This window comes from Sorangium sp. So ce726 (assembly GCF_051521405.1).
Classification (GTDB): domain Bacteria; phylum Myxococcota_A; class Polyangia; order Polyangiales; family Polyangiaceae; genus Sorangium.
Map to the genome: position 1 here is coordinate 5,629,395 of NZ_CP150349.1, position 15,842 is coordinate 5,645,236.

The following is a 15,842-nucleotide window of genomic DNA, read 5'->3' on the forward strand; positions in this document are numbered from 1 at the left end:
GAGCGAGGAGGTAGTGGGCGCAGTGGATGCCCGCTCACTCCTCGCCCTCGCGCCGCGGCGCCGCTGGCTCGGAGCACGGGCGCGCTGCAGCGCCCTCGACCGCGCCCGCGGCTTGCCCGAACGGCAGCGCGAGCGCTGCAGCGCTGCGATCGACCTTGCGCTGCAGGCGGGCCCGGCGGCGGGCCTGCGCAGGCTCGGGCTCCGCGGTGCCCTGGTCGGCCAGCTCGAGGGCGCGGGAGAAGGCGCGCACGTGGTGCTCATAGAGCTTCGCGAGCTCGAGGCGCACCGAGGGGTCGTCGATCTCGGCGGCGAGCGCCTCGTAGTCCGCGAGCGCCCGCGCCTTGTCCCCGCGCGCCTTCGCGATGTCGCCGCGAGCGCGCCGCGCGACCGCGCCGCCGCCGCGCTCGACAGCCGCGTCCGCGAGCTCGGCCGCGCGATCGAGCGCGCCCGCCCGCCGCAGCGTCGCGGCCACCCCGGCGAGATCGCCGGCGGCGAGGCTGCCGAGCGGCTCGCCGTAGAGGCCGACCAGCGCGACCATCGCGAGGACGTCGGCGGCGTTGTGCTCGACGACGCCGAGCAGCGCCTCCTCGTCGCCGGTGCGCAGGAAGTGGGCATAACACGCGACGATCTCGCCGCCGGGCACGTCCCCGACGCGCACCCGGCCGAGCACGTCGTGCTCGAGGGCGATGAGGGTGCGGCTCTTCAAGCGGGCCTTGTGGATGCGGCGCGCGACGTGGACGAGATCGAGGTGCGGCAGCTCCGGCGGCGGCGGCAGGCGGTTCATCACATAGCGCGCGCGCAGGAGCGGCATGTCGAACGCCTTGCCGTTGTACGTGACGATCATCGAGGCCTCGGCGAGGCGCTCGGCGAGGCGGCGCAGGATGGGCTCCTCCTCGCCGAGGCGGCGCAGGAGGAGCTGCTCCATGACGAAGCCGTCGGACGAAGGCTCGCCGAGCGGCCCCGCTCTGTCCGCCCCGGGGTCGAACCAGGCGAGGCCGATCAGGAACGGCACGGTGCCCGTGCCGCCTGCGAGGCCCGTGGTCTCCGTGTCGAGGAACAGCGCCCGCCGCACGTCGCAGCCGGCGAGCGCCGGATCGAGCGAGAGGAGCGCGAGCATGGCCGGATCGGCGTCGCGCGCGGCGACGAGCGGCGCGCGGCCGACGCGGGCCGCCGCGAGCGAGCGGGTGCGGCTCGCATAGAGAGGCCCCCCGGGCGTCTGCTCGACATGGAAGGGGAGCTCGCCGCGCGCGGGATCGGCCCTGGGGGTCGGCGGCGCGCCTCGGGCGACGATGCGGGAGATGCGCTCGCGCAGATCGTCAAGCGACGGTCGAGCGACGCCCGTGGAGGGCGATGCAGACGCCGCGGCCGACGCCACCGCGGCCGGCGCGTTCTCGCTCGGACCCGACGCCGCGTCCGGCGGTGCGGGAGGGGCATCGGAGGGGCCGGCGCCGTCCACGGCGGGACCGCGGTCGAGCGACGCCGACGCGGGGGCGAGCGGCGCAGCGCCGCGCCGCTCCGCCGGGAGCGGCCCGAGCCGCGCGAGCTTCGACTTGAACGACGTCATCGGCCGCTTGCGAGGTTTCCACGCCAGGCACTGCGCATCAAGTCAGTGGTCCAGCGGAGGCCGCGTCAGGGACCCTGGCCCGATCCCTGGCGCGCGGCGCTGGGACCGACACCGAGCTTCGCCCGGATCGAGGCGAGCACCTCGTCGGCTTGCCGCTCGGTCGCGGCGCGATCGCCGGAGTTCTCGATGACGTAGTCGGCCACGGCGACCTTGCTGGCGAGCGGGAGCTGCGCGGCGAGCCGGGCGCGCACCTGGTGCTCGGTCGCGCCGTCCCGCGCCACCGCGCGGGCGATCTGGACCGCCTCGGGCACGGCGACAACGACGAGCGGGCGGAACGCATCGGCGACCCCGTTCTCTACGAGGAGCGCCGCCTCGTAGCAGGCCAGCGGCTCGCCCTGCGCCTGGAGCTCGGCGGCGCGCTCCAGCGTGAGCGCCGTGATGCGCGGGTGCACGATCGCGTTCAGCTGGCGGCGCTTGTCCGGATCGGCGAACACCACCGCGGCAACGCGCGCGCGATCGAGCGAGCCGTCCGGCGAGACCACCTCCGGGCCCAGGGCGCGGACCACCTCGTCAAGCCCCTCGGTTCCCTTCGCAACCACCTCGCGGGCGAGCGCGTCGGCGTCGATGACCGGAAGCCCCCGCGCGCGAAAATGAGCCGCCACCGTGCTCTTGCCGGATCCCAGGCCGCCGGTGAGGCCGAACAGGACGATCCCCATGGCCGCCTCAGCCCCCCACCTGGAGCGACGGGCACGCCGCTCCGCCGCCCGATCTCGACCCAGCGCAACAACGCATTGTGTCAAAACCTACCTTTGTCGTCCCTGCGGTCGAGCGCGTACGGCGTCGGAGGAACGTGCGACCTGCGCCGGCGCCCACGTCTGCCCGGAGCGCCTGCTCGCCTCGTGACCACCACGACCCGAGCCTACCTCGAAGGGGGGTCTGCGACCGTCGAGTTTCCTCGCCGTCGGCGCTTAAGAAGTCCGCTTCTCCGGGAATACAACTACCATAACGGGGTGGTGGCAAAGATCGATGACCGGCCGGAGTCGAGCCTGCACGCCGCGTTCGATCGCTCGGACGCGCACCGCGGCTCGCCGGACAAGCAGCTCGCGTCGTGGCTGTCCGAGCTCGACGTCGGCTTGATCGAAGTCGACGCCGAGCAGCGCGTGGTGCGCGTCAACGGAGCAGCGGAGCGGCTGACCGGCTGGTCGATCGTCGAGGCGCGCGGCGCGCTGCTCGATCGCGTGCTCCGGCTGATCCCGGCGGCGGGGACGACGAGCGGAGATCCGGACATCGACGTCGGAGAGATGACCGAGCTGTTCGACGAGGGCGTGCCGGCGAAGGCCGCTGCGACGCCCGCGCTCACGCCGCGGCGCGAGCCGGTGGCGCCGCTCGCGCCGGTGATCATCGACGAGGGCGCGCTGCGCACGCCGGGCGCGCCGCTCGCCGCGCCAGAGGCAGCTGCGGCGAGTCGACCGACGTCCGCGCGGTACACCGCGCTGCTCGAGCGCCGCGACGGCTCCGTCATCCCCGTCGTCCACACGATCGGCACGCTCACGGGGCGGCCCACGCGCGAGAGCCAGCGCGACTCGAGGCCGCCGCCGCCCGCCCCCGGACAGCTCATCCTCTTCCGCGAGCTCGGCGCGCCGGGGCCCTTGCCGATCCACCCGGCCAAGCCCCGCTACGACGCGCTGACGCGGCTCCTCGACCGGTACGCGATCATCGATCGCATCGAGGAGGCGCTGAACGACTGCAGGGCGAACAACACGCCGTACGCGCTCTGCTACATCGACCTGGATCGCTTCCGGCTCGTGAACGCCACCTGCGGGCACGAGGCGGGCGACGATCTGCTCCAGTGGGTCGCGACGCGCGTGCACGAGATCGTCGGCCCGAAGGACGCGGCCGGGCGGATCGGCGGCGACGAGTTCGTCCTCTTGCTCGCGGACAAGAGCGAGCGGGAAGCGGAGCGGATCGCGCGCGACCTGCAGATCTGCCTGCTCGAGTTCCGGTTCGGGTGGGCAGAGAAGACGTTCTCGATCGGCGCGAGCATCGGGCTCGTGGTGCTGACCCCGCACTTCGAGCGGGCCGTCGACGTGCTCGGCGCCGCCGATCACGCGTGCCGGATCGCGAAGGAGAACGGGCGCGGGAGGTTGCAGGTCTACCTCGACGACCAGCAGATGACGACGAGCCGGCGCTCGATGCAGTGGGTCGCGAGCCTGCAGCGCCACCTCGCCGAGGGGCGGCTCCGGCTCTACTCCCAGGGCATCCACCCGCTCATCAAGCCGGGCGCGGCGCACACCCCCCGCGGCGCGCACTTCGAGGTGCTCGTGCGGCAGCTCGGCGAGGACGGCCGGTTCTACTCGCCGGTCGGCATCATCCAGGCGGCGGAGCAGAGCGGCCTGATCCACGTGATCGATCGCTACGTCGCGCGCCAGGCGTTCCGGCTCATCGGCGCGCTGCCGCAGCACGCGCTGAGGCGCCTCGACACGTGCTCGATCAACCTGTCGGGCGTCTCGCTGCTGCGCGAGGGCCTGCTCGACTTCCTCGTCGAGCAGCTGCACCGGGCGCAGGTGCCGCCGAGCAAGATCTGCTTCGAGATCACCGAGACGGCGGCGCTCGCCAACCTCGGCGAGGTGCTGTGGTTCATGCAGGAGCTCGGCGCCATGGGGTGCCGGTTCGCGATCGACGACTTCGGCAGCGGGCACGCGTCGTACGGCTACCTGGAGAGCCTGCCGGTCGACTACGTCAAGATCGACGGCATGTTCGTCCGCGATCTGAAGGACAACTCGCTCCACCGCGCGATCGTGGAGTCGGTGCACCGCATCGGTGACACGCTCGGCATCAAGACCGTCGCCGAGCAGGTCGAGAACCAGGAGATCGCCGAGCTGCTGACGTCGATGGGCATCCACTACGCGCAGGGGTGGCACTTCGACAAGCCGCAGCCGCTCGTGGACCTCTGCGGGTCCCTGCGCGCCCAGGGCGAGCCGAGCATCCCGGACACGACCGGCTCGTCGGAAGGCCGCTGACGCGATCGCCGCGGGAGCCCGGCGGCGCTGCCCGCTCAGCCTCGCCGCGCGATCCGCTGGATCCTACCTAGAAGAGCAGCGCCGACGACGTCGTGAGCGTGACGCCGGCGGCCTGCATCTCGGCGAGCGCGGCGGCGACCCCGGCGTCGGTGATGCCGGCGACGGCGTCGGTCAGGAGCACCGTGCGGTAGCCGCGCTGCGCGAGGCCAAGGGCGGCGGCGCGGACGCAGTAGTCGGTCGCCACGCCGTAGACGACGAGCTCCGGTGCGTCGCCGAGCGCCGCGGCGAGCTCGCGCAGGAACGCCTCGGCGAGCGGGTTCGCGAAGAGGCTGTAGACCTCCTTCTCGAAGTAGACGGCGTGGCTCCTGCCGGCCGCGAGCTCGCGCACCGCGACGTCGATCGGCGCGCGCTCCACGTTGGGGAGGAAGCGGTAGCGCGGCGGCAGCGTCCCCTCGACCTTCAGCCAGCCCGGCGTCCCCTTCACGCAGTGGTCAGGGAAGCCAGGCTTGCCGCCCTCGGGGGCCGGCGTGTCGTTCGACGCGAACTCCCACGCGTCCCACGCGTGCGAGTCGACCGAGCCGACGATGGGGATCCCGTGCGCGACGGCGTGCTCGGTGAGCCTCCGAAACAGCGCGTTCGGCGAGCCCTTCACGTACAGCGCGCCGGTCTCCTCACAGAAGTCCCGCTGGACGTCGACGTCGACGAACACCCTCGGGGGCGAAGATTGTCGGGGCCATTTACCGCTCGCCATGTCGTCGTCTCCTGTCGTGGGGGGCGCGCGGCCTCTCGCGGCCGCGCACGCCAGGGGTCTCGCTCGCTACCGCTGTCCTGCGCCAGAGACGACGCGGGCGCGCACCGCCTCCACGAGCGCGCGGAGCCGCGGCGACACTTCGGCCGCGAAGGGCGCGCCCGGCTCGGGCTCGTCGTCGATGGAGAGGAGCGCCTCCGGGAGCCCGGCGAGCTGCGCGCGCGCGCGCAGCCGGACGGCGTCGAGCCCATCGGGCGGCGCGACCCGGGCGCCGCGCGCCATCACGGGCTCGAGCAGCGGCTCGGCGTCGGGGCTCATCGGCTCGCCATCGAGCGCGATCACGTCGCGGGCGAGCTTCCCCGCTCGATCACGGAAGCGGTGCACCTGGTGCGCGCCGGGCAGGGTCGCCTTCCCTTCCGAGAACTTCGCGATCGGCGTGCGCTCTCCGCCGGCGCCGCGCTCGACGTCGCCGATCTCCACGAGCTTGTAGACACCGCCCAGCGCCGGGGCGTCGATCGACGTCACAAGGTCCGTCCCGACGCCGTAGAGGTCGATGGGCGCCCCGGCGCGCCGGAGCTCGGCGATGCGGTGCTCATTCAGATCGCCCGAGGCGACGATCTTCGCCGACGTGCACCCTGCGCCATCGAGGATCCTGCGCACGGCCACGCTGAGCGTGGCGAGATCGCCGGAGTCGAGCCGGACCCCCCTCAGCTTGTCGCGCGCGATCGCCGCGGCGCGCGCCGCGCCGGCGAGCGTGTCGTAGGTGTCGACGAGCAGGATCGCCGCGCTCGGGAAGACGGCGACGTAGGCCTCGAACGCGGCCTGCTCCGTCGGGTGGGCCATGGTCCACATGTGCGCCGCCGTTCCGAGCACCGGGATGCCGAAGCGCATCCCGGCCTCGACGTTGGAGGTGCCGACGCAGCCGACGGCGTACGCGGCCCGCGCCGCGTCGATCGCCGCGTCCGGGTGTGCCCTTCGGGTGCCGAACTCGATGACCCCCGCGTCGCCGGCGGCCAGGACGACGCGCGCGGCCTTCGACGCGATCGCGGTGGCGTGGTTGATGGCGGACAGGGCGAACGTTTCGACGAGCTGCGCCTCGATGAGCGGCGCCGTGACGCGCAGGACCGGCTCGTTCGCGAAGAACGCGGTCCCCTCGGGGATGGCCCAGACGTCGCCGTGGAAGCGGAAGTCCCGCAGGTAGCTGCAGAACGCCGGCGTCATCGCGTCCGCGAGGGCGGGCAGCGCGCTCAGGTAGGCGATCTGCTCTTCGGTGAAGCGGAGCTCCTCGAGGTAGCGCACGACCCGTGCGAGGCCCATCGCGACGAGGAAGCGCCGGTGCCGGGGCAGCCGCCGCACGAAGAGCTCGCACGTTGCGACGCGCGAGGCCATGCCGCGGTGGAAATAGCCCGCCGCCATGGTCAGCTGGTAGAGATCGGTGTGCAGCGCGTCCACAGATCATGGCTAGAGACGCTGGACGTACGGGTCAACCGGAAGATCGCGTGGCGTGAGGCGGTGAGCCGGCCGTCCTCACGATCGCTCCGTGGGCCGCCGCGGGCAGCGCCCCCGCGACGGCCGCGGCTGGACTAAGCTCCGCGGCCATGGCGGCGAAGATCCTGGACGGCAAGGCGATCGCGCAGAAGGTCCGCGACGAGGTGCGGGAGGGGGTGGCGCGCTTCGCGGCCGCCCACGGTCGGTCCCCCGGCCTCGAGGTGGTGCTCGTCGGTGAGGACCCGGCCAGCGTGACCCACACGCGGAGCAAGGAGAGGATGTCGAACGAGGTCGGCATTCGAGGCCGGCTCCGCACGCTCCCTGCCGCGACGACCGAGGCCGAGCTGCTCGCGTGCGTCGCGGAGCTCGACGCGGACGACACCGTCGACGGGATCCTCGTCCAGCTGCCGCTGCCGGCGCACATCCGCGCGCACGCCGTGCTCGATGCCATCGATCCCGCGAAGGACGTCGACGGCCTCCATCCGGTAAACGCAGGGCTGCTCGCGATGGGCCGCCCGGGCGGCATCGCGCCGTGCACGCCGGTCGGCTGCATGCGCCTGCTCGCGGAGGCGGGCGTCGAGCTCGCCGGCGCCCGCGCGGTGGTGGTCGGGCGGAGCAACCTCGTCGGCAGGCCGATGGCGCAGCTGCTGCTCGCGCGGCACGCGACGGTCGCGATCGCCCACACGCGCACGCGCGATCTGAAGGCGCTCTGCCGCGAGGCCGACGTCCTCGTGGCCGCGGCGGGCAAGGCGAAGCTCATCGGCGGCGACTGGATCAAGGAAGGGGCCACGGTGATCGACGTCGGCATGAACCGCGACGACGCGGGCAAGCTGGTGGGCGACGTCGATTTCGACGCCGCCAGGGAGCGGGCCGCCTGGATCACGCCGGTGCCCGGCGGCGTCGGCCCCATGACGATCGCCTCGCTGCTCGAGACGACGCTGCGCGCCGCGGAAGCGCGGGTCGCGAAGCGGTAGCGATGGCCGCGCGGGGCTGGGGCGCGGCGGTCCGGCGCGCGGCAGCGCGTGCGGGCGCGGCGTCCTCCGCGCTCGTCGCGCTCGCCGGCTGCAGCGACGCCGCGGAGGCGGCCGGCTCGTCGCGCGCGTCGGCCGGCGGCGCCGCGGCAGGCGCGGGCGGACACGCCGGCAGCGGCGCTGGCGAGGCGGCGGTCGAGACGATCCTCGCCGAGCTAAGGGCGGACCGCGACGCGGCGCTGCTCGCGCACGCGGCGCGGACCGGCTGGCCCGTCCCCGTGGATGGCGGCCACCTCTTCGTCTCGACGAGCGAGCGGCTGCGCCTGCTCGCGGGCGATCACGACGGGTGGACCGGCGCGGAGATGACGAGCGACGCCGGCTTCCACTGGATCGTGCTCAACGTGCCCGCGGGTGATCGCTACAAGCTCACGGACCGGACCACGTGGGCGGCCGATCCCTGGTCGCGCTCCGCCACGTACGACGAGTTCGGCGAGATCAGCCTTGTCGAGCCTGGAGGCGCGCACCTCGATCGCCATTTCGGCGTCGGTGACGCGGCGATGGCTCCGCGCACGGTGCGCGCGTGGGTCCCGGAGGGCGCCGTGGATCGGGTCCTCTACGTCCACGATGGCCAGAACCTCTTCGATCCAGCGGGCCCCGCGGGCGGCTGGCATCTCCAGGACCATGCGCCGCCAGGAGTGCTCGTCGTCGGCATCGACAGCACGGCGGCGCGCATCTCGGAGTACACCCACGTCATGGATCGCATCGAGGACGGCGGCGCGCTGATCGGCGGGCTGGGCGACGCGTACGCCGACTTCCTGCGGGACACGGTCCGGCCGCTGATCAGGGCGCGCTATGGGGAACCGGGGCCGATCGGCATCATGGGCTCGTCGCTCGGCGGCCTCGTCAGCTTCCACGCCGCCGAGCGCCACCGGGGCGAGTATGCGTTCGCCGCGAGCCTCTCCGGCACCATGGGCTGGGGCAGCATCGGCGCGGGCGTGCACCACGAGACGATGATCGCGCGGTACGCGGCGCACACGGAGCCCGTGGCGACGCTCTACGTGGACTCGGGCGGCGACGGGCGCTGCCTCGACGAGGACGGCGACGGCGTCGAGGACGACGACCCGACGGCGACGGACAACTACTGCGAGAACCTCCAGCTACGGCGGGTCCTTACGAGGGCAGGGTCGCCCTACGCGGAGGGCGTGAGCGTGTTCTACGCCTGGCACGCGGGGGCCGCGCACGACGAGGCGGCGTGGGCGGCGCGCGTTGCCGAGCCGCTCCGGATCTTCGAGGCGCTGTGACGAGGGAGCTCGCGCCCGCGCCGCAGCCCGACACCGACGCGGAGGCAGCCTCCGCCGCCGAGCGCGCCGCGGCGTTCGTCGCGCGCGAGACGGCCGTCGCCTGCCCGCCGTTCGTCCCCGAGGTCAGGCTCCACCTGGCGACCGAGGTCACGCCGCTCTGGCACGCGACCGAGGCGGCGCTCGCGCGCGCGGGCGTGCCGCCGCCGTACTGGGCGTTCGCGTGGGCGGGCGGGCAGGCGCTCGCGCGGTACCTGCTCGATCATCCCGCGACGGTCTCGGGCAAGCGCGTCCTCGACCTCGCCTCTGGCGGCGGCGTCGTCGCGATCGCCGCGGTGCTGGCCGGCGCGGCGCGCGTGAGCGCCGCTGACATCGATCCGTTCGCCGCGGCGGCGCTCCGGCTGAACGCAGACATGAACGGCGTCACCGTCGACATGCTCACCGAGGATCTCACGGCGAGCGCCGCGACGGCCGCATGGGACGTCATCGTGGCGGGCGACGTCTGCTACGAGCGCGCGATGGTCGACCGCGTGCTCCCGTGGCTGCGCCGCCAGGCCGCGCACGCCACCGCGGTGATCGTCGGCGATCCCGGGCGCGCCTATTGCCCCTCGGAGGCGGTCGAGGAGCTCGCGCGGTACCTGGTCCCCACGTCGCTCGACCTCGAAGGTCGCGAGCAGCGCGAGACGCGGGTGCTGCGGCTGCTGCCTCACCCTTCGGACCGCGAGGAGGGGCAGCCCGGCCGGTAGGTGGCGTCCGGAGGCGCCGCGCCTCACGGACCGAGGCGTCGCCTACTCCGCGCCGAGCCGCCCTCCGTTCAGCCGGCGCATGTGCCCCCCGATCGCCGCCGCGAAGGCCGCGTCGTTCGTCGTGAGGAGCGTCGCCTTCCCCTCCGCGCGGCGCTGCTCGATGAGCTCCAGCACCGTGCGCGCCCCCTCGGCGTCCAGCCCGTTGGTCGGCTCGTCGATCACGAGCAGCCAAGGATCGCCCACCAGCGCCGCGAGCAGGAGCGCGCGCTTGCGCTGACCGAACGACAGCCCGGAGAGCCGCTGTCGATAGAAGGCGGCCGCGCCGAGCCGCTCGATCCACGCGCGCCACGCCCCGTCGAGCGGCGGCGCCTGCTTGAGCGCGCGCACGAGCGCGCAGAGCTCCGCGACCTGGAGATCGGGCAGCGCCTCGGTCGCGTCGGGCGCGTAGCCGAGCCGGCGCTGCGCCGAGGCCGCAGCGCCGTGGACGGCCTCCCCCGAGAGCGTCACGGCGCCGCGATCGGGCTCCAGCAACCCGACGACGACCCGCAGCAAGGTCGATTTGCCGGCGCCGTTATCGCCCATCACGACAGCCACCTCCGAAGGACCGCAGCGGAGGTCGACGCCCGAGAGCACGTCCCTGCCCGCGAGCCGCTTGTGGATCCCCGTCGCCTCCAGCGTCACGGCGCCCTCCCCTCTCCTGCCGCCACGCCGCGCCCGCGGCGCGGCGAGAGCCAGCGCGCCCCTGCGGGCCCTGCGAGCAGCGCGGCCGCCGGAGCGAAGGCCGCGAGCGCGAGCTCGCCCAGCGTCCACGAGGCCGCGATCGACGCCGCGATCGCGGCGAGCACCGAGAGCAGCACCCGGCTGCTGTCGCGGCCGTCCTGCCGCACGGACCACCGGACGCAGCCGAGCGCGATCGCGGCGAGGAGCAGCCCCGCGAGCCCTGCGCCGCCGACGAGGCGCAGCGTCACCGAGGGCGCCGCGCCGGTGAGCGCGCCGACCACCGCGCCGTGCGCGAGCGCCAGCGCGACGAGCGGCGCGGCCACCGCCGCGGCGACAGCGCCTGCGCGGAGCCCGGCCGCCGCGCCGCACGCGTCGAGCAGCCACGCGAGCCGCCGCTCCTCGCGGAGGGCCGGACCGGAGAGGCCAGCGCCCGCACAGAGCGCGACCGGCGCGAGCGCGACGAGCGACGCCGCGGCGAGCGGCCCGCCCCCGAGCCGCCCGCTGTTCCGGGCCCAAACCGCCGCGGCGAGCGCGCCGATCGCGGCGAGCGCGAGGCCCCGCACGAGCACCGCGCGGTGGCCGCGGACGAGCGCCGCCAGGTAAGCGAGCGAGAGCGCGACGAGCGCGGGCGCCGCCGGTGGGATCATCGAGCGCTCGCGGCCGGCAGGGACCTCTGGCGCGCGAGCGACGGCCGCGCGCAGCCCGATGGCGAGCGCGGGCGCGGCGCACGCGAGCAGGATCAACGCCGAGGCCCCGAGCGCGATGGCGGCCGCGAGCAGCGCGAGGGCCGCAAGCTCGCGCGCGCCGCGCGGCCGGGCGAGGAGCGTGCAGCGCGCCGCGAGCGCCGCGGCGCAGGCGGCGCAGCCTGCGAGCGCGCCGGCGCCGATCGCCCAGAGCGCCACCCACGGGAGCTCCGCGACGGCGAGGAGCAGCGCGTGGGCCGAGAGCAGCTCGCGGCGCGGGACCGGCAGCGCGCGGAGAAAGAACGTCGCCGGAGCGCGGAGCAGCGCGCGCGCCGCCGGCGTCCCGACGAGCAACCACGCCCCCCACAGCGCGACCCGGAACAGGGGCGACTCAGCCGCGAGGCCCGTGAGCTGCGAGGGGTGCATCCCGTTGCCGCCGAACACGACCGCCGCGACGAGGCCCATGCCCATGTACAGCGGCATGGCGCGCGCGAAGGCGTCCTTCCCGGCCGTCGAGACCAGGACGCGCAGGACGAGGGCGAAGCGGCGCAGCACGTCACGTGCTTGTACCCCACGGCGGGCCGGATGCTCCCCTCGGAAGCGCATGACGGGGTCGCTCCACGAGTCGATCGCGGTCCCCGCCCGCGTGGCCGGTGTCGCGGAGCGCGCCGGAAGCAGTAGACTCGACCGGGTGAGCCGCTCCCCTGGGCGCCGTGGCCCCAACTCATCGCAGCTCTCGCTGTTCGGTCCAGCGCCGGAGCCCGCCGCTGCCGAGGCGGCGCGCGAGCGCGACGCGATGGCGGCGGTCTACGACGACGCCGCCCGCCTGGCGACGCGGCTGCCGCCGGGGCTCCACCTCGGCACGAGCTCGTGGAGCTTCCCCGGCTGGCAAGGCCTCGTCTACGCCGCGCGGCAGAGCACGGAGGAGCTCGCGCGCGATGGCCTCGCCGAATACGCCCGGCACCCGCTGCTCACGACGGTCGGAATTGACCGCAGCTTCTACGCCCCCGTCCCCGACAGCGACTTCCGCCGTTACGGAGCGCAGCTGCCGGACGGCTTCCGCTGCGTATCGAAGGCGCAGCACGCCGTCGTGTCCCAGACGCTGGAGCGATCGCAGACCCCGCCGGACGAGGACGAGGGGCGCAGCGCAGGCCCCGCTCGCCTCGAGCCGAACCCGGATTTCCTCTCGGTGCCGCTCTTCCTCTCGCGCGTCGCCGCGCCGCTGCTCACGGTATTCCGGGCGCACGCGGGGCCGGTGCTGCTCGAGCTACCCCCGGTCGGCCCGCCCCACCGGCTCCCGCCGCGCGCGTTCTTCGAGCGGCTCGACGCGTTCCTCGGCGCGCTGCCGCGCGAGCTCTCCTGCGCGGTCGAGCTCAGGGAGCGCGCCTATTTCACCGGCGAGTACCGGGAGATCCTTGGCGCGCGCGGCGTCGCCCACGCCTACAGCTACTGGCGCAACATGCCGTCTCCCGGGGCCCAGGCGGAGGTGGTGCCCGTCTCGAACGCCCCGTTCGCGGTCGTCCGGCTCTCGCTCAAGCCCGGTCGCCGCTACGAGGCGGAGAAGCGCCGGTTCCACCCTTTCAATCGTGTGGTCGAGCCGGATCCCGAGATGCGCGCGGAGGTCACGCGTATCCTCTGCGAGGCCGCGGCGCTGCGCATCGAGAGCTTCACGCTCGTGAACAACAAGGCCGAGGGCTCGGCGCCGCTGACCGTGCGCGCCATCGCCGAGGAGGTCGCCGCGGCGTGGCGCACGCCCACGTTGCCCACGACGACCTCCGGCGGGTGAGCCCGACCAGGGCAGGACGGAGCGGGCCGGCGCGACGCGCGCGCCAGCGCCGGGGCGAGGACAGGCTGGAAAGGGTCGCCGTGCGGCCGGCCTCGGGGCCGGCGCGGCGCGCTCCTCCCGGCTACGGCGCGCGAAAAGGGCTCTCCTCGCCGCACCATCCGTGCAACACCTCGTGCGCCATGGCCCGAGCGCCGGCGCGCCGGCCGCGGCAGAGGACGCGCACAGCGCTTGGAGGTGCCCAGTGAAACGCAGTGAAGCTCCGGCCCGCGCCGATGTGGTCATCGTCGGCGCCGGCCACAACGGTCTCGTCGCCGCCGTCCTCCTCGCCCGCCGCGGGCTCGACGTGGTGGTGCTCGAGGAGAAGGACGCGGTCGGCGGCGCGGTGAAGACCGAGCACCCCTTCCGGAAGGCGCCGGGCCTCGGCGTCTCGAGCGGCGCCTACCTGCTCGGGCTCGCCCCGCCCGAGGTGCTCCGCGAGGTCGGCGTCGCCCTCCCGCTCCGGCGGCGTGATCCGCACTATTTCCTCCCGACCACGGACCGGCGCTACCTGCTCTTCGGCTCGGATCAGGCCGCGATGAAGCGGCAGTTCCTGGAGTTCTTCTCCCAGGACGACTGGGACGCGAACAGCGCGCTCCAGGCCGAGCTCGCCGCGCTCCGGGACGACATCGCCCCGACGTGGCTCGAGGCGCCGCTCTCCATCGAGGAGACGGCGGAGCGCTACGTGCGCCCCGCCCTCCGGCAGACGTTCGTCGCGCTCTGCCGGGGCACGATCTCCGACTACCTCGCGCGGTTCAGCTGGAAGAGCGACCTCCTCAAGGCGATGTACGCCGTGACCGACGCCTTCTCGGGGCTCGCGGGCGGCTTCGAATCGCCCGGCACCGGCATGAATTTCCTCATCCACAACATGTGCCGCCTCCCCGGCGCCGACGGGACCTGGATGATCGTCGAGGGCGGGATGGGCACGATCTCCCGCCTCTTCGCCGAGAAGGCGAGGGCCGAGGGCGCGACGATCGTCACCGGCGCCCGCGTGGCGCGGATCGAGTCGTCCGGGGGCGCCGTGTCCGGCGTGCTCCTCGAGGACGGCACGCGCATCGCCGCGAAGGTGGTCGTCTCGAACGCCGATCCGTACCGCACCCGCGCGCTCGCCGGCGAGGCGGCGATCGGGGCCTCGCTCTCGGCGCGGCTCGACGCGCTCGCGAAGGACGGCTCGACGCTCAAGGTCAACATGGCGCTGACCGGCCTGCCCACGTTCAAGTGCCTCCCGGAGGACCGCGGGCAGTTCGGGCCGACCATCCACCTCCTGCCGGACGAGGACGTCGTGATGGACACGCTGCGGCAGGCCCACCGCGACGCGATGAGCGGGCGCCTCCCGGAGTTCCCCGCGATCGAGTGGTACTTCCACACGCCGATCGACCCGAGCCTGCGCGACGCGGAGGGCCACCACAACGCGGCGCTCTTCGTGCAGTGGGTCCCCTACGCGCTCGCGAGCGGCGAGACGTGGGACGAGGCCGCGCCGCGCTACGTGAAGCACCTCCTCTCGATCTGCGATCGCTTCGCGCCTGGGATGAGCGACCTCGTGCTGGAGACGTTCACGCTGGCGCCGCCGGACATCGAGCGGCACTTCGGGATCACGAAGGGGCACATCCACCACATCGACAACAGCTTCGGCTTCGCCGATCGCGTGCCCTACCGGTTCGGGCTCGCCGGGCTCTACTCGTGCAGCGCGGGGACGCACCCGGCCGGGTCGGTCATCGGCGCGGCCGGGCACAACGCCGCGAAGGCCGCGCTCGCCGACCTCGGCAAGTGAAACGTGCGCCGGCGGTCGCGCCGCCGCGCCGGCGCCGTCACGCCGCCGCGCGCGCGACCGTCCCCTTCGTCGTCACCACCGCCCGCTCGAGCGGCGCTCGGGCCAGCGCGCCCGGCCACACCACGCACCCGCGCAGCGCGCCGGCCCCCTCGACCCGCGCCCCCGCGCCGACCACGCTGCCCGCCACGTCCACGCCCTCCGCGACGAACGCCCCCGGGCCGACGTAGCTCCGCTGGCCGCGCTGCGAGAGCCAGCGCGCGTTCGCCGCGAGGTAGGCGGCAGGCGCGCCGATGTCGTGCCACACGGCGGGCGCCGCGAACGTCGCGAGCGAGCGCCCCTCGCGCAGCCACGGCAGGTACACGTCGCCCACCATGCACCCGCGCGGCGGCAGCCTTCGCCGGAGCGCCTCGCCGATCACGTGGACGCACACGAAGTCGCCGCCCGCGATCTCCTCGCCGAAGCGCTCGCCGCGCAGCCGCACCACCTCGCCCCGCGCCCCGACGCCCACCGTTCCCTCCCCGGCCGGCCGCGGCGCGACAGCGAGCGTCGCGCCCGCGCCGCGCGCCGCGTGCGCCGCCGAGAGCGCCGCCACGTCGAGGTCGATCAGGACGTCGCCGTTCCAGATGACCACATCGCCCTCGCCGAGCGCGCCCGCCGCGTTCGCGACGCCCCCGGCGGTGCCTAGCGGCTCCGGCTCGTGCAGGACCTCGACGGGCACAGGGAACGCCGCGAGCAGGTCGCGCGAGAAGCGCTCCGCGAGGTGGGACTTGTTCACCGCGACGCGAACGACGCTGCCCGCGGCGAGCCGCTCGGCGATGTGCGCGATGAGCGGCCGATCGCCGAGCCACAGGAGCGGCTTCGGCATCTCGTCCGTGAGCGGGCGGAGCCGGGTCCCGAGCCCCGCCGCGAGGATCATGGCAGAGGCCATGGCCGCGAGAATCACCCCATCACGAGAAACTTTCAAGAATCGAGGGCGCGGCGACGCTGGCGCGCGATGGCGCCCCGCGCCAG

Annotated in this window: 13 protein-coding genes; 6 read left to right on the forward strand and 7 right to left on the reverse strand. The window is 74.4% G+C overall.

The features are described from left to right. Positions 1-34: 34 nt before the first annotated feature. Together WME79_RS20940 and coaE are read right to left on the reverse strand one after the other, a co-directional pair. The gene (locus WME79_RS20940) at positions 35-1,564 is read right to left on the reverse strand and encodes a ribonuclease H-like domain-containing protein (protein WP_437538408.1); all 1,530 of its coding nucleotides are present in this window, start codon (positions 1,562-1,564) and stop codon (positions 35-37) included. Positions 1,565-1,629: 65 nt separating this feature from the next. Then, positions 1,630-2,280, reverse strand: coding sequence for a dephospho-CoA kinase (gene coaE / locus WME79_RS20945; RefSeq protein WP_437538409.1), 651 nt, complete (start codon positions 2,278-2,280; stop codon positions 1,630-1,632). 297 nt (positions 2,281-2,577) lie between these two features. Here coaE and WME79_RS20950 point away from each other — a divergent pair, with 297 nt between their 5' ends. Beyond that, positions 2,578-4,584 (forward strand): putative bifunctional diguanylate cyclase/phosphodiesterase, encoded by a 2,007-nt coding sequence (locus WME79_RS20950; protein ID WP_437538410.1) that lies wholly within the window; start codon positions 2,578-2,580, stop codon positions 4,582-4,584. A gap of 67 nt (positions 4,585-4,651) precedes the next feature. Here WME79_RS20950 and WME79_RS20955 read toward each other — a convergent pair whose 3' ends face one another. Then, positions 4,652-5,335 carry a cysteine hydrolase family protein gene (locus WME79_RS20955; RefSeq protein WP_437538411.1) on the reverse strand — a complete coding sequence of 228 codons (684 nt, stop codon included), beginning with the start codon at positions 5,333-5,335 and terminating at the stop codon, positions 4,652-4,654. 66 nt (positions 5,336-5,401) lie between these two features. Beyond that, positions 5,402-6,784, reverse strand: a complete 1,383-nt coding sequence (locus WME79_RS20960; protein WP_437538412.1) for a nicotinate phosphoribosyltransferase — start codon at positions 6,782-6,784, stop codon at positions 5,402-5,404. A 146-nt stretch (positions 6,785-6,930) separates the two neighbouring features. Here WME79_RS20960 and folD point away from each other — a divergent pair, with 146 nt between their 5' ends. From folD to WME79_RS20975, 3 genes are read left to right on the forward strand one after another with little or no spacing between them, the layout of a single operon-like run. Continuing rightward, entirely contained in the window at positions 6,931-7,794 is an 864-nt protein-coding gene (gene folD / locus WME79_RS20965) for a bifunctional methylenetetrahydrofolate dehydrogenase/methenyltetrahydrofolate cyclohydrolase FolD (RefSeq protein ID WP_437538413.1), read from the forward strand. Positions 7,795-7,796: 2 nt separating this feature from the next. Continuing rightward, complete coding sequence (locus WME79_RS20970; protein WP_437538414.1) at positions 7,797-9,092, forward strand: alpha/beta hydrolase; 1,296 nt, start codon at positions 7,797-7,799, stop codon at positions 9,090-9,092. Further along, a complete protein-coding gene (locus WME79_RS20975) occupies positions 9,089-9,835 on the forward strand; it encodes a class I SAM-dependent methyltransferase (protein ID WP_437538415.1) in 747 nt (248 codons plus the stop codon). Before WME79_RS20970 ends, WME79_RS20975 begins: the two co-directional genes overlap by 4 nt. A gap of 42 nt (positions 9,836-9,877) precedes the next feature. Here the strand turns inward: WME79_RS20975 and WME79_RS20980 are convergent, their stop codons facing one another. Next, positions 9,878-10,516, reverse strand: coding sequence for an ATP-binding cassette domain-containing protein (locus WME79_RS20980; protein ID WP_437538416.1), 639 nt, complete (start codon positions 10,514-10,516; stop codon positions 9,878-9,880). Next, positions 10,513-11,793, reverse strand: a complete 1,281-nt coding sequence (locus WME79_RS20985) for a hypothetical protein (protein ID WP_437538417.1) — start codon at positions 11,791-11,793, stop codon at positions 10,513-10,515. Before WME79_RS20985 ends, WME79_RS20980 begins: the two co-directional genes overlap by 4 nt. A 49-nt stretch (positions 11,794-11,842) precedes the next feature. Between WME79_RS20985 and WME79_RS20990 the strand changes: the two genes are divergently transcribed. Both WME79_RS20990 and WME79_RS20995 read left to right on the forward strand, forming a co-directional pair. Continuing rightward, positions 11,843-13,024: a DUF72 domain-containing protein gene (locus WME79_RS20990; protein ID WP_437538418.1), complete on the forward strand. Its 1,182-nt coding sequence runs from the start codon at positions 11,843-11,845 to the stop codon at positions 13,022-13,024. A gap of 241 nt (positions 13,025-13,265) precedes the next feature. Beyond that, entirely contained in the window at positions 13,266-14,831 is a 1,566-nt protein-coding gene (locus WME79_RS20995) for a phytoene desaturase family protein (RefSeq protein WP_437538419.1), read from the forward strand. 37 nt (positions 14,832-14,868) lie between these two features. Here the strand turns inward: WME79_RS20995 and WME79_RS21000 are convergent, their stop codons facing one another. Continuing rightward, positions 14,869-15,759 (reverse strand): nucleotidyltransferase family protein, encoded by an 891-nt coding sequence (locus WME79_RS21000; protein WP_437538420.1) that lies wholly within the window; start codon positions 15,757-15,759, stop codon positions 14,869-14,871. Between the last annotated feature and the right edge of the window lie 83 nt (positions 15,760-15,842).